This window comes from Bradyrhizobium sp. CCBAU 11430, assembly GCF_028128855.1.
Classification (GTDB): Bacteria; Pseudomonadota; Alphaproteobacteria; order Rhizobiales; family Xanthobacteraceae; genus Bradyrhizobium; species Bradyrhizobium ottawaense.
Genome location: NZ_LBJV01000072.1, coordinates 346,246 through 365,277, shown reverse-complemented (window position 1 = coordinate 365,277; position 19,032 = coordinate 346,246). Strand labels below are relative to the sequence as shown.

19 protein-coding genes are annotated in these 19,032 nt (G+C 64.7%); 14 read left to right on the top strand and 5 right to left on the bottom strand.

Annotated elements, in window-relative coordinates; genetic code table 11:
* Positions 1-8 precede the first annotated feature (8 nt).
* Entirely contained in the window at positions 9-1,367 is a 1,359-nt protein-coding gene (locus XI04_RS34730; RefSeq protein WP_271609660.1) for an aromatic ring-hydroxylating dioxygenase subunit alpha, read from the bottom strand.
* Between the two features lie 118 nt (positions 1,368-1,485).
* Between XI04_RS34730 and XI04_RS34725 the strand changes: the two genes are divergently transcribed.
* Positions 1,486-2,271 (top strand): IclR family transcriptional regulator domain-containing protein, encoded by a 786-nt coding sequence (locus XI04_RS34725; protein WP_271609659.1) that lies wholly within the window; start codon positions 1,486-1,488, stop codon positions 2,269-2,271.
* A gap of 167 nt (positions 2,272-2,438) precedes the next feature.
* The gene (locus XI04_RS34720) at positions 2,439-2,771 is read left to right on the top strand and encodes a PRC-barrel domain-containing protein (protein ID WP_271609658.1); all 333 of its coding nucleotides are present in this window, start codon (positions 2,439-2,441) and stop codon (positions 2,769-2,771) included.
* Between the two features lie 54 nt (positions 2,772-2,825).
* Here the strand turns inward: XI04_RS34720 and XI04_RS34715 are convergent, their stop codons facing one another.
* A complete protein-coding gene (locus XI04_RS34715) occupies positions 2,826-3,218 on the bottom strand; it encodes a group II truncated hemoglobin (RefSeq protein ID WP_038970769.1) in 393 nt (130 codons plus the stop codon).
* Positions 3,219-3,465: 247 nt separating this feature from the next.
* A complete protein-coding gene (locus tag XI04_RS34710; RefSeq protein ID WP_028139766.1) occupies positions 3,466-4,374 on the bottom strand; it encodes a helix-turn-helix transcriptional regulator in 909 nt (302 codons plus the stop codon).
* A 137-nt stretch (positions 4,375-4,511) separates the two neighbouring features.
* Here XI04_RS34710 and XI04_RS34705 point away from each other — a divergent pair, with 137 nt between their 5' ends.
* From XI04_RS34705 to boxB, 5 genes are all read left to right on the top strand, one after another.
* A complete protein-coding gene (locus XI04_RS34705; RefSeq protein WP_271609657.1) occupies positions 4,512-6,053 on the top strand; it encodes a benzoate-CoA ligase family protein in 1,542 nt (513 codons plus the stop codon).
* Between the two features lie 115 nt (positions 6,054-6,168).
* The gene (locus tag XI04_RS34700; protein WP_028139768.1) at positions 6,169-6,987 is read left to right on the top strand and encodes an alpha/beta fold hydrolase; all 819 of its coding nucleotides are present in this window, start codon (positions 6,169-6,171) and stop codon (positions 6,985-6,987) included.
* A gap of 18 nt (positions 6,988-7,005) precedes the next feature.
* Complete coding sequence (locus XI04_RS34695; RefSeq protein ID WP_271609656.1) at positions 7,006-7,542, top strand: DUF309 domain-containing protein; 537 nt, start codon at positions 7,006-7,008, stop codon at positions 7,540-7,542.
* Positions 7,543-7,640: 98 nt separating this feature from the next.
* Positions 7,641-9,329, top strand: a complete 1,689-nt coding sequence (gene boxC, locus XI04_RS34690; protein ID WP_271609655.1) for a 2,3-epoxybenzoyl-CoA dihydrolase — start codon at positions 7,641-7,643, stop codon at positions 9,327-9,329.
* Positions 9,330-9,472: 143 nt separating this feature from the next.
* Complete coding sequence (boxB, locus tag XI04_RS34685; RefSeq protein ID WP_018316898.1) at positions 9,473-10,924, top strand: benzoyl-CoA 2,3-epoxidase subunit BoxB; 1,452 nt, start codon at positions 9,473-9,475, stop codon at positions 10,922-10,924.
* A gap of 272 nt (positions 10,925-11,196) precedes the next feature.
* Here boxB and XI04_RS34680 read toward each other — a convergent pair whose 3' ends face one another.
* Both XI04_RS34680 and XI04_RS34675 read right to left on the bottom strand, forming a co-directional pair.
* Positions 11,197-11,997, bottom strand: a complete 801-nt coding sequence (locus XI04_RS34680; protein ID WP_028139772.1) for an SDR family oxidoreductase — start codon at positions 11,995-11,997, stop codon at positions 11,197-11,199.
* A 286-nt stretch (positions 11,998-12,283) separates the two neighbouring features.
* Positions 12,284-13,342: a polysaccharide deacetylase family protein gene (locus XI04_RS34675; RefSeq protein ID WP_028139773.1), complete on the bottom strand. Its 1,059-nt coding sequence runs from the start codon at positions 13,340-13,342 to the stop codon at positions 12,284-12,286.
* Positions 13,343-13,506: 164 nt separating this feature from the next.
* Here XI04_RS34675 and XI04_RS34670 point away from each other — a divergent pair, with 164 nt between their 5' ends.
* The 7 genes from XI04_RS34670 (at position 13,507) to XI04_RS34640 (ending at position 18,980) form a co-directional block, all read left to right on the top strand.
* Positions 13,507-14,901, top strand: a complete 1,395-nt coding sequence (locus XI04_RS34670) for an OmpA family protein (protein WP_028139774.1) — start codon at positions 13,507-13,509, stop codon at positions 14,899-14,901.
* A gap of 2 nt (positions 14,902-14,903) precedes the next feature.
* Complete coding sequence (locus XI04_RS34665; protein WP_028139775.1) at positions 14,904-15,200, top strand: hypothetical protein; 297 nt, start codon at positions 14,904-14,906, stop codon at positions 15,198-15,200.
* Between the two features lie 97 nt (positions 15,201-15,297).
* Complete coding sequence (locus tag XI04_RS34660; RefSeq protein WP_028139776.1) at positions 15,298-15,888, top strand: TetR/AcrR family transcriptional regulator; 591 nt, start codon at positions 15,298-15,300, stop codon at positions 15,886-15,888.
* Positions 15,885-16,790 carry a haloalkane dehalogenase gene (locus tag XI04_RS34655; RefSeq protein ID WP_028139777.1) on the top strand — a complete coding sequence of 302 codons (906 nt, stop codon included), beginning with the start codon at positions 15,885-15,887 and terminating at the stop codon, positions 16,788-16,790. The genes XI04_RS34660 and XI04_RS34655 overlap by 4 nt, the downstream gene beginning before the upstream one ends.
* 11 nt (positions 16,791-16,801) lie before the next feature.
* Positions 16,802-17,029 carry an Rdx family protein gene (locus XI04_RS34650; RefSeq protein ID WP_028139778.1) on the top strand — a complete coding sequence of 76 codons (228 nt, stop codon included), beginning with the start codon at positions 16,802-16,804 and terminating at the stop codon, positions 17,027-17,029.
* A 19-nt stretch (positions 17,030-17,048) separates the two neighbouring features.
* Positions 17,049-17,480 (top strand): GNAT family N-acetyltransferase, encoded by a 432-nt coding sequence (locus tag XI04_RS34645; protein WP_028139779.1) that lies wholly within the window; start codon positions 17,049-17,051, stop codon positions 17,478-17,480.
* A 444-nt stretch (positions 17,481-17,924) separates the two neighbouring features.
* Positions 17,925-18,980 (top strand): lysylphosphatidylglycerol synthase domain-containing protein, encoded by a 1,056-nt coding sequence (locus XI04_RS34640; protein ID WP_028139780.1) that lies wholly within the window; start codon positions 17,925-17,927, stop codon positions 18,978-18,980.
* Positions 18,981-19,032 lie beyond the last annotated feature (52 nt).

The following is a 19,032-nucleotide window of genomic DNA, read 5'->3' as shown; positions in this document are numbered from 1 at the left end:
CATGAACGTCACTCCGCCGCCGTCAGCCGGTGCACGTTGTCCGCGATCTCCTTCGGCACCGGTGCGGCCCAGGGGGCGCCGCGGCGGCGCTTGACGTCGACTTCCATCCAGTAGAGCTCCCAGCCCTGGGTCGGCCCGATGCCGTCCATGGTCGCGGGGCCCTGGATGCTGCGTGCCCTGCTCTCGTCCAGGAACAGCATCGGCTTCTCGCCGCCTGAGACCTTCTCGATCTCGGCCCGCAGCAGGCGGCGATATTGCACGATCGCCTTGTCGCTCGTGCCGAGATGCTCCTTGGTGCGGTCCTGGATCGCGCCCATCGATTCCACCGCCCATTGGTCGTGGACGTTGATGTCGTTGCCCATGCCGGTGTAGGTCGCGGTCTGCTGCTCGTGCGGATCGAAGCCGTAATCGTTGTTGCTGTTCTTGCGCGACTTGTAGTCGGGCAGCTCGTAGAGCTCCAGCCGCTGGTCGCGCATCTTCTGCTTGTCGACCGGGTTCGAATAGCTGGTGAAGATCGCGTACCAGTAGCAGTTCTCGTCGTCGACCGGCACGTGCCACTGCGTGATCGTCATCTCCGTGCTCATGGGGATGACGAAGCCGTGCGGGAAGAGCTGGTTGGTGACGCGCACATGGGTGCGCTCCTCGTCGATCTCGCGCAGCGCGATCAGCCTCAGGCCGTATTCGGTGTGCTCGACATTGATGATCGGGCGGTCGTACTCGCGCAAGATCTTCGTCATCGGCAGATCAGACCCTGCAGATGCGCCGCGGAACTGCTTGCCGTAGGCGGTAGAGGTGTCCTCGTCCTCGAAGAAGCGGTGCAGATAGGAGGCGTGCGCGGGATCGATGCCGACTTCGAGCGCCTGAAGCCAGTTGCAGGCCATGTGGCCCTTGAACGCAAAGGTGTGAGTATCAGGCGCGACGAAACAGTCGAGCTCCGGAAAAGCCGGCGGCTCACCCTCGCCGAGATAGGCCCAGAGGATGCCGCTCTTCTCGACCACCGGATAGGAGCGCTGGCGGATGTTCTGGCAGAGCTTCGAGTCCTTCGGCTCGGCCGGCGTCTCGATGCACTGGCCGGTGGCGTCGAACAGCCAGCCGTGGAAGGCGCAGCGCAGGCCGCCGTGCTCGAGCCGTCCGAACGCGAGGTCGGCGCCGCGATGCGCGCAGTGCCGGTCGATCAGGCCGTAGCGTCCGGTCTCGTCACGGAACAGCACCAGGTTCTCGCCGAGCAGCTTGACGGGACGGATCGGACGATCGCCTTCGAGCTCATCCACCAGCGCCGCCGGCTGCCAGTAGCTCCGCATCAGCTTGCCGCACGGATCCTTCGGACCGGTGCGGGTGATCAGGTCGTTCTGCTCCTGGCTCATCATGGCAGTAGCATCCCTCTGTGGAGTGGAGTGGCTTTTGTTCGCCTATTGAACGAATGGACGAATTATGACATGCCTTGGAGCAGCAGCAAGCACTATTTTGCAGGATTGTCCCGTCACCATGCCCAAACTGAAGCGGAGCGAGACCGACGAGCGCGCGACGGATTTCGTCGAAGCGCTCGATCGCGGCCTGCGCCTGCTGCAATGCTTCGGCACGACGGCCGGCCCGATGACGCTGAGCGATCTCGCCCGCGCCGCGGACCTGCCGCGCGCCACCGCGCGGCGCATGCTGTTCACGCTCCAGCGCGGCGGTTTTGTCAGCGGCGATGGCAAGCTGTTCTCGCTGACGCCGCATGTGCTGACGCTGGCGGCATCTTACTTGCGGTCCAACCAGCTCGTCGCCATGATTCAGCCGCTGCTCGATCGCGTTGCGACCGCGGCGAACGAAATCTCCTCGCTCGCGGTGCTCGACGGCGATGACGTCGTGTTCATTGCCCGAGGCAGCCCGGCGCGCGTGTTCTCGGGCGGATTGGAGATCGGCTATCGCCTGCCGGCGTTCTGCACCTCGGTTGGTCGCGCCATGCTCGGCCAGTTCGACGATGCCGACCTTGCCGCACGCCTGAAGGCGATGACGCGCGAGGCGCTGACGCCGCAGACGGTGACCGATCCCAAGGCGCTGCTCGCGCGCATCGTCGCCGACCGCGCGCAGGGCTATTCACTGGTCGACCGCGAGGCCGAGCCGCATTTCCGCTCGATCTCGGTTCCGGTGCGCCGCTACGACGATGTCATCGTCGCCGCCATCAACATGGGCGCCCATGTCGATCGGGTGCCGGCGCAGGAATTGATCGGCCGTTTCCTGCCGCTGTTGCAGGAGGGCGCGGAGTCGGTGCGTTCGCAGCTGCTGTAAGCGTAGGGTGGGTTAGCCTTGGCGGCTGCGCGAAGCGCAGTCGCTTGGCGTAACCCACCACTTCTCGCGCCCCGAGACCTAAAGAGGTGGGTTACGCTGACGCTAACCCACCCTACATTCCGCCGTCTGTGCTATAATGCGCGCCACACAAGACGAGGGAGCACGCCATGCAACACACCATGGTTCCCAGTGATCGCGTCGAGCATGTCGCCGTCTATGGTGGCGACGGCACGAAGCTCGGCACGATCGAACGATTGATGCTCGACAAGGTCAGTGGAACGGTCGCTTACGCCGTGATCAAGACCGGCAGGCTGCTCGGGACACATCACCATTACCCCGTGCAATGGAGCGCGCTCAAATATGATCCGGGACGTCAGGCCTTCCAGGTCGAACTGACGCCGGAGCAATTGAGCAGCGGTCCTTGCGAAGTCGATGGCGAGGAGTTCGATTGGGGCGACCGCTCGCGGCCCTACCAGCATCCGAACTACTGGTCGATCTAGCCGCGTCGAAGTCTCGCGGGCCGGCTAAACGCCGGGAACGTCACGCTGACCGGATCATTGCCGGTTGCGCATCCAGTCGGCGAGACCGGACAATGCGCGGTCGAGGTCCTGCCGCGCGATCGTGTCGACGACCGTCTCTTCCAGCGCGCCGCGCATGCAGACCATCCATGCATTGCGCTCGGCATCGCCGATGGCAAAGCCGATGTGCCGCTGGCGCAGCCGCGGATGGCCCTTCTCGACGGAGTAAAGCCGCGGGCCGCCGGTCCACTCGGTGAGATAGCGCTTCAGCACGTCCCTGATCAGGCCGAGGTCGTCCGCATGCATCGCGCGGATGATCTGCGCCTCCGGCAGCGTGTCCATGCGGTCGTAGAAGCGGTCGACAAGGGCGTCGATCGTGGCACTGCCGCCGATCCGCTCGAACATGGTGGTGACGTCGGTGGAGTGCATGATCTGTCCAAAAAACTCGCTGTGACGCTTTGATATAGTGTTGCCGGAGGTCGTGCAAAATCCCCGCTGTCGTCCCGGACAAGCGCGCCTCAAGCGCGCGCAGATCCGGGACCCATAACCACAGGGAGGAGTTTGGCGAAGGCTCGCTGTTCGGTACTTCTACCGATCGCAACTGATAGATCGCGCGGTATGGGTCCCGGATCTTCGCTTCGCTCGTCCGGGACGACGGCCGAGGCTGGTCAATTACCTACAGCGCCACGCTGCGCAGCCCGAAGCTGCGGGCTTCGTTCTGCAGCACCGGGCGCACCGCATCGATCAGCCGTGCGGCGGCCGCGTCCACGCTGAGACCTGCCGTGTCCACCACCGCCGTCGCGCGCGAATACAGCGGCTCGCGGCTGAGCAGGATGTTGCGCAGCTCCGCCATCGCGGAGCGGTCGTCGGCCATCGGGCGTAGGTCGCCCTGGCGACGGACGCGGGCCATGTGCTCCTCGGGCTCGGCCTTCAGCCAGATCGTGTAGAACGAGGTCAGGATCTGGTCGAAGGTCAAAGGCTCGGAGACGATGCCGCCGCCGGTCGCCAGCACCATCAGCTCGTTGCGCGCGAGCAGCTGCTGTAGTGCCGCCTGCTCCATGCGGCGAAAGCCTTCCTGGCCGTACAGCGCGATGATCTCGGCGACCGAGAGCCCGTTCTGCTGCTCGACCTCCTTGTTGAGCTCGACAAAACTCCAGCCGACCTTCTTCGCCAGCATCCGACCGAGCGTCGACTTGCCGGCGCCGCGCAGGCCGATCAGCGCGATGCCGCAGAACGGCGCGCGCCGCGGCGCCGAGGCGCTGCCGCCGGCGAGCAGATCTTTTGCCTGCGCGATCTGGGCAGGCGTGGCCTTGCGCAGCAGGTCGCGAAACATCTGCCAGTCCGGTGTCGGATCGGCGGAGGGAAGCAGATCTTCGAGATGCGCGCCCATCGCGTCGGAGACACGGCGCAAGAGCACGATGGAGACATTGCCCTTGCCGCTTTCGAGCTGCGCGATGTAGCGCTCCGAGATTCCTGATACCTTGGCGAGCACCTTGCGCGACATGCCGCGCAGCGCGCGCATGGTGCGCACGCGCTGGCCGAGCTGTTCGAGAAATCGGGATTCTGCGTCGGGACTGTCGGTCATGAGCCTTCTTTAAGGGATGTCTCTTTGAAGGGTGTCCTGCGGCGCATTTTAATGAAACATAATGCCTGCTAGCATTGACAGCAAGCCGCCGCGGTGTCTTTCTATGAATTATAATTCTAAATTCGGGGGAGAAGTCCGTGAGCGAGGGATCCTATAACGCGGTGACCTGGCTGCTCGACCGCAACGTCGAGGAGGGCCGGGGCAACAAGCTGGCCTTCGACGACACCGTCTCGCGGTTCACCTATGGCGAGCTTCAGCGCGAGAGCCGACGCGCCGCCAACATGCTGCGCCGGCTTGGCGTCCGCCGCGAGGAGCGCGTCGCGATGATCATGCTGGACACCGTCGATTTCCCGGTGGTGTTCCTGGGCGCGATCCGCGCCGGCATCGTGCCGGTGCCGCTCAACACGCTGCTGACCGCGGACCAGTACGCCTACATCCTCGCCGACTGCCGTGCGCGCGTGCTGTTCGTCTCCGAGGCGCTCTACCCTGTCATCAAGGACGTCGTCGGCCGCATGCCCGATCTCGAGCATGTCGTTGTGTCCGGCGCCAAGCAGAACGGCCACAAGCAACTCGCCGAGGAGCTCGCGGGCGAGAGTGATCAGTTCACCACCGCCGCGACGCATCCGGATGAGCCGGCGTTCTGGCTCTATTCGTCCGGCTCGACCGGCATGCCCAAGGGCGTGCGCCATATCCATTCCAATTTGCAGGCGACCGCCGACACCTACGCAAAGCAGGTGCTGGGCATCCGCGAGAGCGATGTGTGCCTCTCCGCTGCCAAGCTGTTCTTCGCCTACGGGCTCGGCAATGCGCTGACCTTCCCGATGTCGGTCGGCGCCAGCGTGATCCTCAACAGCGAACGGCCGACGCCGGCGCGCATGTTCGACCTGATGAACCGCTACAAGCCGTCGATCTTCTACGGCGTGCCAACCTTGTTCGCGGCGATGCTCAACGACGAGACCATGAAGAGTGAACGTGGTGGCGGCGCCTTGCGCATCTGCACCTCGGCCGGCGAGGCGCTGCCGGAATCCGTTGGCACCAGCTGGAAGGCGCGCTTCGGCGTCGACATCCTCGACGGCGTCGGCTCGACCGAGCTCTTGCACATCTTCCTGTCGAACGCGCCCGGCGATATCAAATACGGCTCCTCCGGCAAGCCGGTGCCGGGCTATGCGGTGCGGCTCGTCAATGAGGCCGGGCAAGATGTTGCCGACGGCGAGGTCGGCGAGCTCCTGGTCGATGCGCCCTCGGCCGGCGAGGGCTACTGGAACCAGCGCCACAAGAGCCGCCGCACTTTTGAGGGACCGTGGACCCGCACCGGCGACAAATATGTCCGCGACGCGGACGGCCGCTACACCTTCTGCGGCCGCGCCGACGACATGTTCAAGGTCTCCGGCATCTGGGTCTCGCCGTTCGAGGTCGAGAGCGCGCTGATCACGCATCCCGCCGTGCTGGAGGCCGCCGTCGTGCCCGAGGCCGATCCGGAAGGGCTGTTGAAGCCAAAAGCCTTCGTCGTGCTGCGGCCTGGCGCGACGACGAGCGATCTTCAGGAAATGCTGAAGGAGCACGTCAAGCAGAAGATCGGCCCGTGGAAGTATCCGCGCTGGATCGACGTGGTGGAATCCTTGCCGAAGACGGCGACGGGCAAGATCCAGCGGTTCAAGTTGCGGGATGGGGCGAATTAGCCACAGCCGTCATGGCCGGGCTTGTCCCGGCCATCCACGCGTCGCCGCGTACGAGGAAAGACGTGGATGCCCGGGTCAAGCCCGGGCATGACGACGGAGAGAGAAGAGCGCAGAGATGACCAACCTCACCCCCACCGGCTTCCTCAGCGTCGACGGCGCCAGCCTCGAATACAAATGGCTCGCGCCTGAGGCCGCGGACGCGCCGACCATCGTCATGCTGCACGAAGGGCTCGGCTCGGTCGGGCTCTGGGGCGATTTTCCCGAGAAGCTGCAGCAAGCCACCGGTGCCGGCATCTTCGCCTATTCGCGCGCCGGCTACGGCCAGTCGAGCCCGGTGAAATTGCCGCGGCCGCTGGACTACATGCAGCGCGAGGCGCTGGACGTGCTGCCGAAGCTGCTCGATGCGATCGGCTTCAAGCGCGGCCTGCTGCTCGGCCATTCCGACGGCGCCTCGATCGCAACGATCTATGCCGGCGCGCATCAGGACCACCGCCTGAGCGGCCTCGTGCTGATCGCGCCGCATTTCATCGTCGAGGACATCTCGGTGGAATCGATTGCCGCGATCAAGACCAGCTTCGAGACCACGGACCTGAAGGCCAAGCTGGCGCGCTGGCACAAGGACGTCGACAACGCCTTCTACGGCTGGAACGGCGCCTGGCTCGATCCGAAATTCCGCGACTGGGACATCTCGGAATACCTGGCCTATATCCGCGTACCCATCATGGTCCTGCAAGGTGCTGGCGACCAATATGGGACATTGCGTCAGGTCGAAATTGCGCAGGAAGAGTGTTACTGTCCGATAGATTTTAAAGTCATTTCAGACGCGGGCCATTCCCCGCATCGTGAAGCGCCGGGGGCGACGCTTGACGCGATTGAGCAATTTGCAAAAGCGGCCCTGCGCGACGATCAGGGACTCGGGGTACGCGCGGCATGATTATGCGGAGGCACACCCATGAATGTGCCTTCACATGTGACCGGCCAATTGCCCTGGCCGCAATGGGCCTATGTGCCGGGCGAGACCGGCGCCGTCGAGGCCGATGACGAAACGCTTCGCTTGGCCAAGGCGCTGGTGCCCTCGGCCTTTCGCGGCCACGTGCCGGCCCGCCATCCGGCGCTGCGCTACGGGCTCGCGCTCAACGACCGCGGTTATTTCTGGGAAGCGCAGGAGGTGCTGGAGACGGTGTGGGCCGCAGCTCCGCAAAGCGGCCGCGAACGCATCCTGCTGCGCGCCTGCATCCACATCGCCAATGCCAATCTGCGCCTGCGCATGCAGAAGGCGCATTCGGCCGCGCGCCTGTTCGGCGACGCGCTGACCGAGCTGCGCGCGTTGAGCGCGCGCAAGGTCGCAAGCGGCGGCGACGGTTTCGTCGAGAGCTTTCCGGTCGCGGCCCTGGTGGCGCTGCTCCAGGCCAAGATCGGCCGCCCGCAGCTCGCGAAGGCCGACTGGATCGCGCTTGGCGCGATTGTGCGGTCCTGGCCGGCTGCATGAAACAAAGTGCATGCGCTGGCGGTTAAGGGCTAGACGCATCCAAAAAGATGCACTATTGTGCATCTAACGGTAAACCAAAACGAGCTCAAGGGTGGCCCATGGCCGGGGAAGATCGGCGCCTCGCAGGCGGCGCGACATTCATCGATTTCCAGACCGAACCGTCCCGCTACCGGCACTGGAAGCTCGCGGTCGAGGGTGACGTCGCGACGCTGACCATGGACGTCGACGAGAATGGCGGCCTGTTCGAGGGCTATCTGCTCAAGCTCAACTCCTACGATCTCGGCGTCGACATCGAGCTGGCGGATGCGGTCCAGCGGCTGCGCTTCGAGCATCCGGACGTGAAAGTCGTGGTGATGCGCTCGGCCAAGAACCGCGTGTTCTGCGCCGGCGCCAACATCCGCATGCTCGCGGGCTCCACCCATGCCCACAAGGTGAACTTCTGCAAGTTCACCAACGAGACCCGCAACGGCATGGAGGATTCGTCCGAGAATTCCGGCCAGCGCTTCATCACCGTGGTGAACGGCTCGGCCGCCGGCGGCGGTTATGAGCTGGCGCTTGCGACCGACCACATCATCCTCGCCGACGATGGCGCTTCCTCGGTGGCGCTGCCCGAAGTGCCGCTGCTCGCGGTGCTGCCGGGCACCGGCGGCCTCACCCGCGTGGTCGACAAGCGCAAGGTGCGCCGCGACCATGCTGACTTTTTCTGCACCATCGAGGAGGGCGTGAAGGGCAAGCGCGCCGTGCAATGGCGCCTCGTCGACGAGATCGCGCCGAACTCGAAGCTCGAAGGCAAGATCGCCGAGCGTGCCAAGGAGTTCGCTGCGGCCTCGAAGCGCAAGGGCAGCGGCAAGGGCATCGCGCTGACACAGCTCAAGCGCGTCATCGACGCGACCAGCATCCGCTACGGCTTCGTCACCGTCGATATCGACCGCACGGCCCGCATCGCCACCATCTCCATCAAGGCGCCGGAGGCCGCAGCACCCGCCGATATCGACGGCATGATGGCGCTAGGCGCGTCGTTCTGGCCGCTCCAGGTCGCGCGTGAGCTCGACGACGCCATCCTGCACTTGCGCATCAACGAGCTCGAGATCGCCATGCTGGTGTTCAAGAGCCATGGCGATCGCGCTCATGTGCTCGCGCACGACGCCTTCCTCGAAGCCAACAAGGCGCACTGGCTGGTCAACGAAATCCGCCATTACTGGAAGCGCGTGCTCAAGCGCATCGACGTCACCTCGCGCACGCTGGTGACGCTGGTCGAGCCCGGCTCCTGCTTTGCCGGCACCTTGGCCGAACTCGTCTTCGCCGCCGACCGCTCCTACATGCTGATCGGCACGCGCCAGGGCGACAACCGTCCGCCGCCGTCGATCGAACTCTCCGCCATGAATTTCGGTCCGTATCCGATGAGCCACGGCCTGACGCGGCTGGAGTCGCGCTTCCAGGCCGATCCGTCGGATGTGGAGCGCGCCGAAGCCACGATGGGCACCGCGCTCGATGCCGAGCAGGCCGAGGAGCTCGGCCTCGTCACCTTCGCGCTCGACGACATCGACTGGGACGACGAGGTCCGCGTGTTCCTGGAGGAGCGCGCCAGCTTCTCGCCGGACAGCCTCACCGGCATGGAAGCCAGCCTGCGCTTCGTCGGCCCGGAGACGATGGAATCGAAAATCTTCTCGCGCCTGACCGCGTGGCAGAACTGGATCTTCCAGCGCCCGAACGCCGTCGGCGAGGAAGGCGCGCTGCGCCGCTACGGCAGCGGGCAGAAGCCGAAATTCGATATGACGCGGGTGTAACGACTTTCGTGTCCCGGGCGCGCTGCGGCACGAAGTGACGCTGCGCAGAACCGGGACCCAGACGGACGAGACAATGGGTCCCGGCTCAGCAGCGCACCGCTTCGCGTTGCGCAGCGTCCGGACAAGAAACAAGGAGCACGGCCATGAACATGAACATCATGAACGTCGACTACTCGACCAAGATTCCGAACAACGTCAACCTCGCCGAAGATCGCCAGGTGCTCAAAGCGCTCGAGGGCTGGCATCCCGGCTACATGGATTGGTGGAGCGACATGGGGCCGGAAGGCTTCCAGGAATCGCTGGTCTATTTGCGCACCGCCTATTCGGTCGATCCGCGCGGCTGGGCCAAGTTCGACTATGTCCGCATGCCCGACTATCGCTGGGGCATTCTCCTCGCGCCGCAGGAGGAAAATCGCGTCGTGCCGTTCGGCGAGCACTACGGCGAGCCGGCCTGGCAGGAAGTCCCGGGCGAGCATCGCGCCATGCTGCGCCGTCTGATCGTGATCCAGGGCGACACCGAGCCCGCCTCGGTCGAGCAGCAGCGTCATCTCGGCAAGACCGCGCCCTCGCTCTACGACATGCGCAACCTGTTCCAGGTCAATGTCGAGGAGGGCCGCCACCTCTGGGCGATGGTCTATCTGCTGCAGAAATATTTCGGCCGCGACGGCCGTGAGGAAGCAGATGATCTGTTGCGCCGCCGCTCCGGCGATGCTGATGCCCCGCGCATGCTGGGCGCCTTCAACGAGGCGACGCCGGACTGGCTGTCCTTCTTCATGTTCACCTATTTCACCGACCGCGACGGCAAGATGCAGCTGCACAGCCTCGCGCAGTCCGGCTTCGATCCGCTGTCGCGCACCTGCCGCTTCATGCTCACGGAAGAAGCGCACCACATGTTCGTCGGCGAGACCGGCATCACCCGCGTCGTGCAGCGCACCTGCGATGCGATGCGCGAGGCCGGCATCACCGATCCCACCGACATCGCGAAAGTCCGCGCGCTCGGGGTGATCGACCTGCCGACCATCCAGAAGAAGCTGAACCTGCACTACACGCTGTCGCTCGATCTGTTTGGCTCGGAGGTCTCGACCAACGCGGCGAACGCCTTCAACGCCGGCATCAAGGGCCGCTATCACGAGACCCAGATCGAGGACGATCACCAGCTCAAGAACGCCACCTATCCGGTGCTGAAGTTCATCAACGGCGAGATCAAGCTGGTCGACGAGCCGGCGCTGACCGCGCTCAACATGCGCCTGCGCGACGATTACAGCCAGGATTGCGTCAAGGGCATGCTGCGCTGGAACAAGGTGATCTCGACTGCGGGCTACGACTTCAAGCTGACCTTGCCCAACGTCGCCTTCCACCGCCACATCGGCGAGTTCAAGGACGTGCACGCGACGCCCGACGGTTTGTTGATCGACGACGCCACCTGGGCGAAGCGCAAGGACGAGTGGCTGCCCTCGACCGCCGACGGCGACTTCATCACCTCCCTGATGCAGCCCGTCACCGAGAGCGGCAAGTTCGCCTCGTGGATTTCGCCGCCGAAGGTCGGCATCGACAACAAGCCCGGCGATTTCGAATACGTGAAGATCGAGTCGTAGGCGCGGCCTCATCCTCAACTGTCATCCCGGACAAGCACACGCCCGGCAACGCATAGCGTTGCCGGGCGTTTGTGCAGGTCAGGGACCCATAACCACAGGGAGAGGTCGTAGCGCGAGCAGGCAACCACGAGTCTTCGCCAAACTCCTCCCTGTGGTTATGGATCCCGGATCTGCTCTCGCTTTGCTCGCTTGTCCGGGACGACACTAAATATGGGGTGAGGGCGTCGCATCTATCAGCTAGCGCAATCGCTCGCTTAGTCCCCCCGGTTCTGCTACCCCGCGATCTCCAGCCCGGCATTCGCATACACCACGCCGCCATCGACGGCGATGGTGTTACCGACCACGTAGTCACCCGCGCGCGAGGCGAGATAGATCGCCAGCCCCGCCATGTCCTCGTCGGTCCCGATCCGACGCGCCGGAATGCGCTTTGCGACTTCTTCCGAATGGTCGCGCGCGGCCCGGTTCATGTCGGATTTGAACGCGCCCGGCGCGATCGCGGTGACGTTGATGTTGTCCTTGATCAATTTCGTCGCCATGCGCCGGGTCAGGTGGATCACGGCGGCCTTGCTGGCGGCGTAGGAATAGGTCTCGCTCGGATTGACGAAGATGCCGTCGACAGAGGCGATGTTGATCACCTTGGCCGGACGTTCCGGACTTGCAGCCGCGCGCAGTGGCTTGGCCAGCGCCTTGGTCAGGAAGAACAGCGACTTGACGTTGAGGTCCATCACCTTGTCCCAGCCGCTTTCGGGGAATTCGTCAAACTCCGCGCCCCAGGCAGCACCCGCATTGTTGACGAGGATGTCGAGCTTCGGCTCGATCTTGATGATTTCGCCGGCGAGCCTGTCGCAGCCTTCGACAGTCGAGATGTCGATCGGTAGCGCGATGCACTCGCCGTCATATTGCGCGGCGAGCTCCTTGGCGGTGGCCTCACACGGCCCCGCCTTGCGCGCGGTGATGTAGACCTTCGCAGCGCCGGCGCTGAGATATCCCGCCGCGATCATCTTGCCGATGCCGCGCGAGCCACCGGTCACCAGCGCGACGCGGCCTTTGAGCGAGAACAGATCGTTGAACATGGTGCCTCCCTGGGGTTGGCAATGTTTTGGGCGGGGAGGGAAGGGGAGTCAAGGAAGGCCGCGTGAAGGAGATGGGAGTGTGGCGCGACGGCGGTCCAACCTACTCGGTGTCGTCCCGGACAAGCGTAAGCGCAGATCCGGGATCCATAACCACAGGGAGATGTTTGGCGAAGATTGGTTGTTCGGTACGTCTACCAACCGCAATCGATGGATCACGCGGTATGGGTCCCGGATCGGCGCGCGCTTTGGGCGCGCTTGTCCGGGACGACAGCGGAGATTGCAGCGGCTACGCCGCCGCGATCCGGCGGAAACCGTTCCACATCGCGGTCGCGGCGCCAGAGGTCAGCACCGGCAGGATTCGCGCGTCCTGGTAGTTGCCGTTGAGCGAGACGCGCGGCAGCGCCGTCATGTGGGCGGCATTGTCGGCGAACAGCATGCCGGGCCGCGTCGTTACCGCGGTCTTGAAGCCCGCCGTTGCAGCAAGGCCGAATTCGCGCATCCCCGCGGCCTCGCGGTCGCCATAGGGATAGGCGAGATGCAGCACGGGCCGCTGCAGCGCCTGCTCGATCCGTGCGCGGCTCGTGGCGATCTCCTGCGCGGCGACGTCTTCGGCCAGCTTGGCGAGGTTGCAATGGCTGACGCTATGCGCGCCGATCGTGACCAGCGGATCGGCGGCAAAGCTCTTCACCTCGGCCCAGGACAGGCAGAGGCTGCGGCACAGCGCTTCCATGTCGACGTCGTATGTCGTGCAGAGCGCCTCGATCTCTCGCGCCAGATCGTGCTCGCCCGGTAGCGCGCGCAGCCAGTCGTGCAGGCGGTCGAACGTTGCCTGCTTGGCCGCGGGGGTCGTCGCATCGAGCCGCAGCGCGGAATGGCCTACTCGGACGTCGACTTGCTCGGTCTTGGCGATCACGGCCTCCAGCGCCGCCCACCACAGCCGTCCAGTGCCCTCGGCAAAATCGCTCGCGACATAGACCGCCAGAGGCGCGTCAAATTCGCGCAGCACGGGCAGCGCATAGTCCAGATTATCGCGATAGCCGTCATCGAGGGTGAAGGCGGCGAAGCGGCGGTCGAACCGGCCCTGCACCAGCCGCTCATGCAGCTCGTCCATGCTGACGATGTCGATGTCGCGCGAGCGCAGATGGCACAGCGTCGCGCGCAGGAATTCGGGGGTGACTTCGAGATGCCGGTTCGGCTGGAACGCGGCCTCGCGGGCCGGGCGCACGTGGTGCAGCATGAAAATGGCGCCGACGCCCGACAAAAGCGGGCGCAGCAGGTGGTGCGCCCCGCTGAAATAGAGTGCTCCCAGCCCGGCGCGGATGACGTTGTTACGCAGTTGTTTCATGACCCGCTGGCGGACTCTGGCATTCCGCTTTCAACTTACGGAAGAACCCTTGAAGAAAAAGTTATTCCGATTGTCCGGGTGGGGCCTTCGCAAGGGCACCATTTCCGGTTTGACAGCCTGCCAAGGGTTTGTTTTGTCTCCGGTTCCAGAGTTCGGGTCGTCGAATGAAGAAGCTTTTTACGTGGGCCAGCAAATGGTGGCCGGGGCTGATCCCCTTGGCCGTCATGTGGGGATTTGCGGCCTGGAATAATACCTTACCGGTCGAAGCCGACCTGTCGGCGCGCAGCTCGGCTGCGCTGAAAGATACCGTTCTGGACAAGACCCGGATCGCGGTCGATGGCCGCGATGTCAGCCTGGCCGCGGACGCCTTCTCCGAGGAGGGGCGGCGGGATGCCGTGATGGCGGTCGAGACCGTCCCCGGCGTCCGCCTGGTCGACGACCGGACCCGCCTTGTTCCCGAGGCCAAGCCCTTCGTCTGGAACGCCGAGCGCGACGTGGTGCGGGTGACGCTGTCAGGCTCCGCGCCCTTGCCGTCGATGAAGGGCCGGCTGACCGAGGCGGCCCGCAAGGAGGTCGGCGGCGTCGAAGTGGCCGACCAGATGGGGCTGGCGCGCGGTGCGCCGCCGCGGTTCGAGGCCGCAGCGACGCTGTTGCTGGACCAGATCGGCAAGCTGAAGGACGGCAAGATCACGATCACGGACACCAAGGTCAATCTGTCGGGCATGGCGCGCGATCTCGGTGGCCGCGAGGCGATCGTGGCCGCGCTGAAGAACCTGCCCGAGGGCTTTTCGATTGCCGCCAACGACGTCAAGGCGCCGCCCTATATCTTCCAGGCCTACAAGGATCCGGTCGCCGCGACCGTGACGCTGACCGGCTATGTTCCCGACAACACCATCCACGCGGCGATCGCCACCAGCGCCGCGCGAAAATTCTTCACCGAAAAGGTCGTCGACAATCTCAAGGCCAGCATCGGTGCGCCCGGCTCCTTCAACACCGCGGTGATCGCAGCCCTCGGCGCACTGTCGCGACTGTCGACCGGCACGCTCGTCGTCTCCGACCGCGAGGTGAAGCTGTCGGGCGATGCGCTCTACGAGGGCGCGGCCAACGACATCCGCGCAGGCCTCGGCAAGGACTTCCCGAAAAACTGGCAGTACAAGCCGGAGATCACCGTGAAACCGGCGGCAGGCCCGGTCGACGGCACCGTGTGCCAGCAATTGTTCTCCGAGCTCCTGGCCAAGGGCAAGATCCGCTTCGCAGCCAAGCGGGCCGACATCGATCCGGATTCCGCCGCCATCCTCGATCATCTGATCGAGACGGCGCTGCGCTGCCCGACCACCAATGTCGAGGTGGCCGGGCATACCGATGCCGACGGCGAGGACGGCTTCAACCGGGCTCTCTCCGAGAAGCGCGCACAGGCGGTGATCGACTATCTGGTCAAGGCCGGCCTGCCCGCCAGCCGCTTCACCGCGGTCGGCCATGGCAGCACGCAGCCGCTCGCCGGCAACGACACCGACGAAGGCAAGGCGCAGAACCGCCGTATCGAATTCCTGGTGAGGTGACGATGCCCTATCTCGTCTCGTTCCATCTGGGCTGGCTGATCGGCTCGCTGCTGCTGGGCTTTTGCATGGGCTGGATCTCGGTGGTCCAGCGCGGCAACGGCACCTCGAAGGTGACGGCGCGCTGGCTCGCCGCGCTTGCTGCCGCCCTGGTCGCGGCCTCGTTCGCACGCGTCGTCCCCGGCCGCTTCGGCTACTGGCTCGACCTCGGCCTGATCATGTTCGCCTGCTACCTGGTCGGCTGCACCATCGGCGCCTGGCTGCGCGACCGCGTAGTCTCGCGCAGCATGCGGACCGGCTGAAGCTCCGCCGCCAGGCCCCTTTCTGTTCGGACACGTCGTCGAGAGAGACGTCAAACGCTGCGCTTGACAATAATACGTACGTACGTATTATTGCTCCATGCCCAAACCCTCACTCAAAGACGCCATCCTCGACGCCGGTCTCAAGGTCATGTTCCGGACCGGCTATCACGGCACCAGCGTGCGCGATGTCACCACTGCGGCAGGCGCCCCGCAGGGGTCCTTCACCAATCATTTTCGCTCCAAGGAAGCGTTCGCCTCCGAGGTGCTCGATCGCTATTTCGAGATCACGAAGGGATTGGTCGCGGAGGCTCTTGAAGACGCATCGCTGACCCCGCGGGCGCGGCTCAAACGCTATCTCGACATCATCACCGGACGGCTCGAAGCCGACGGCTACGGACGCGGCTGCCTGATCGGCGATCTCAGCCTGGAAGCGGGCGGCAGCAGCGAGATGCTGCGCACCCGCCTTGCCGAAATCTTTGCCGAATGGCGCATGCCCTTCGCTGCCTGCATCAGCGAGGCGCAGAGAAGCGGCGAGATCGATCCCGAATTCGAGCCCGAGGAGCTTGCCGATTTCCTGCTCGCGTCCTGGCAGGGCGCGATCCTGCGCATGAAGGTCGACCGCACGTCCAAGCCGCTCGAGCGTTTCAAGTCCATCGCATTCAAGACCGTCTTCAAGGAGCCGACATGAGCCAGCAAGCCGAGATCCAGATCCGCAGCGCCTCCGTGCTGGGAAGCACGATGGCGTATCGCGACACAGGTGCGCAGGATGCGCCGGTCGCGCTCTTCCTTCACGGTAATCCAACGTCGTCGCATATCTGGCGAAACATCCTGCCGCTGGTGGCGCCTGTGGCGCGTTGCATCGCGCCCGATCTCATCGGTTTCGGCAGGTCCGGCAAGCCCGACATCGCCTACCTCTTCTTCGACCACGTCCGCTATCTCGACGCGTTGATCGAGGAACTCGGCATCAGCTCAGCCTATCTCGTTGCGCAGGATTGGGGCACGGCGCTCGCATTTCATCTCGCGGCGCGCCGGCCGGCCTTCGTGCGCGGCCTCGCCTTCATGGAGTTCATCCGGCCGATGCCGACCTGGCAGGATTTCCATCAGGCCGAAACTGCGCGCCAGACTTTCCGCAAGTTCAGGACGCAAGGCGACGGAGAGGCCATGATCCTGGAGGCGAACGCCTTCGTCGAACGCGTGCTGCCGGGCGGTATCATGCGCACCTTGAGCGACGACGAGATGGCGCCTTATCGCGCGCCCTTTCCGACCCCGGACAGCCGCCGTCCCGTGCTTGCCTTGCCTCGGGAATTGCCGATCGCCGGCGAGCCCGCCGACGTCTATGAAGCGCTTCGATCGGCTCATGCGTCGCTCAAGGCGTCCGCATATCCGAAGCTGCTGTTCGCAGGCGAGCCGGGCGCCATCGTCGCCCCCGAATTTGCCGAGACGTTCGCTGCCTCGCTGAAGCACTGCGCGCTTGTCCCCCTCGGGCCCGGCCTGCACTATCTCCAGGAAGACCACCCCGACGCGATCGGTCGTTCCGTTGCCGGCTGGATCGCCGGCATTGAAGCGGTGCGTCCCCAGCTTGCGGCCTGAAGGAGGACGAGATGTCCGACGTAACCATCATCTATTGCCGGCCGTGCGGCTACGAGAAGCGTGCCAAAGAGGCGGCCGTGGCGCTGCGCCGGCAGCTAGGGCTGGAATCCGATCTCGTCCTCGGCAAGGGTGGCGTCTTCCAGGTCAAGCTCGGTGACCGGATCGTCGCCAGCCGCAGCAAAGGACATTTTCCTGACGGCGACGAAATCGTCGCTGCCGTCACCGCCGCGCGGGACTGAGCCGGGGAGGGTCTTCGCGATGTCGATTGTCTGGGCCGACGATCTCGCCGGGATCGACTGGGATGAGCTATCCGAACTCTATCGCATCGCGCCGCTCGGCAACAAGGCGCCGGCCGATCTCGCGCTGGTGTTCGGCAACAGCATGTTTCGCGCCTTCGCCAATGAGGATGGTCGCATCGTGGGGGCGGGACGCGTCCTGGCCGACGGCCGCGACTGCGCCTATCTCTGTGACATCGCGGTGCACCCGGACCGCCAGGGGCGAGGTCTCGGCCGCGACATTATCGAGCGTTTGCTTGTGCGTTGCCGCGGCCATCGCAAGGTCATCCTCTACGCCGTCCCGGGCAAGGAAGGATTTTACGAACGCCTGGGCTTCAGGCGGATGACCACGGCCATGGCGATCTTCGAAGACCAGGCCGGAGCCTATGGTCGCGGCTATTTGACCGCGCCTTGAGTCCGCGTCCGGGGCCCGCGACCTTCCGGCGCATCGGACACCCCGTGAACGACGCCGGGATTGCCCCCTCTTTCAACGGGCCGGCGCGGTCCATAGATTGACGCGGTCCATAGATTGACGTCGGCTTAAGGCGTGCAGGAACATTGTGCGGCCGAAATCATCAAAACTTCATGGCGCCTGCGCAGGATCGCCATGGAGATTCGCCTCAAGTCCTGCCGCCGAAGGCGCCAAACCGTGCATCAGGAGCCCGCAACCCTGCCTAAAATATTGAATGCACGTGTTTTTGTTCGAATTGGCGAATTCCACTCCGCCCCAAAACGCGCTAGTGGAGGGCAGGGGGGCATGCGCGATACCGGAGCCGGCGGCGAGGGTTCGTTGAGTGCCTGTGCGTCGTCCGCCTGTTCGCCGGCCACCCTGGCCGCTGAAGCGTTGTTCGAGGTCTAGATGCTGGAAGCCATACGCAGGGCGATGTCGTTTCTGCGCCAGAAGCAAGTCCTGCATAAGCTTGGCGTTGTGATCAGCGTCGCGGTCATCGGCATCGCTTGCTATGTGCTCTACCACATGCTGCGAGGCATCGATTTCAACGAAGTCCTCGAAGCGATCAAGAGCACCGAGCCGACCCAGATCGCGATGGCGGCGCTGTTCGTCACCGCGGGCTATTTCACCCTGACCTTCTACGACCTGTTCGCCGTGCGCGCGATCGGCCATGCCCATGTGCCCTATCGCATCAACGCGCTCGCGGCCTTCACCAGCTATTCGATCGGCCACAATGTCGGGGCATCCGTCTTCACCGGCGGTGCGGTGCGCTATCGCATCTATTCGGCCTACGGGCTGAACGCGATCGACGTCGCGAAGATCTGCTTCCTCGCCGGCCTGACCTTCTGGCTCGGCAATGCCGCCGTGCTCGGCCTCGGCATCTCCTATCATCCGGAGGCAGCCGCCTCGATCGACCAGCTGCCGCCCTGGCTGAACCGGGCGCTGGCACTGATGATCATCGTCGGGCTGGTCGGCTATGTGGTCTGGGTCTGGACCCAGCCGCGCGTGGTCGGCCGCGGGCCCTGGACCGTGGTGCTGCCGGGCGGCCCGCTGACGCTGCTGCAGATCGCGATCGGCATCGTCGATCTCGGTTTCTGCGCGCTCGCGATGTATGTGCTGGTCCCGGACGAGCCCAATCTCGGCTTCGTGGTGGTCGCGGTGATCTTCGTCTCGGCCACCCTGCTCGGCTTCGCCAGCCACTCGCCCGGCGGGCTCGGGGTGTTCGACGCCGCCATGCTGGTCGGTCTCTGGCAGATGGATCGCGAGGAACTTCTGGGCGGCATGCTGCTGTTCCGCGTCCTCTATTATCTGTCGCCCTTCGTCATATCTGTAATCTTGCTGACGTTTCGCGAAGTTATCATCGGCGCACGATCGAAGCGCTTGCAGCAGGCGGCGCTCAAGCTCGACCCCGGCCCGGCGCGTGAAGCCGCTTATGTGAGAGAGCGCAGCGACAGCGGTGCCTGACGGCGCCAAGCCTTATTTGGACAGGCCTTCAGACAAGCCCCAGGAGAAGTCC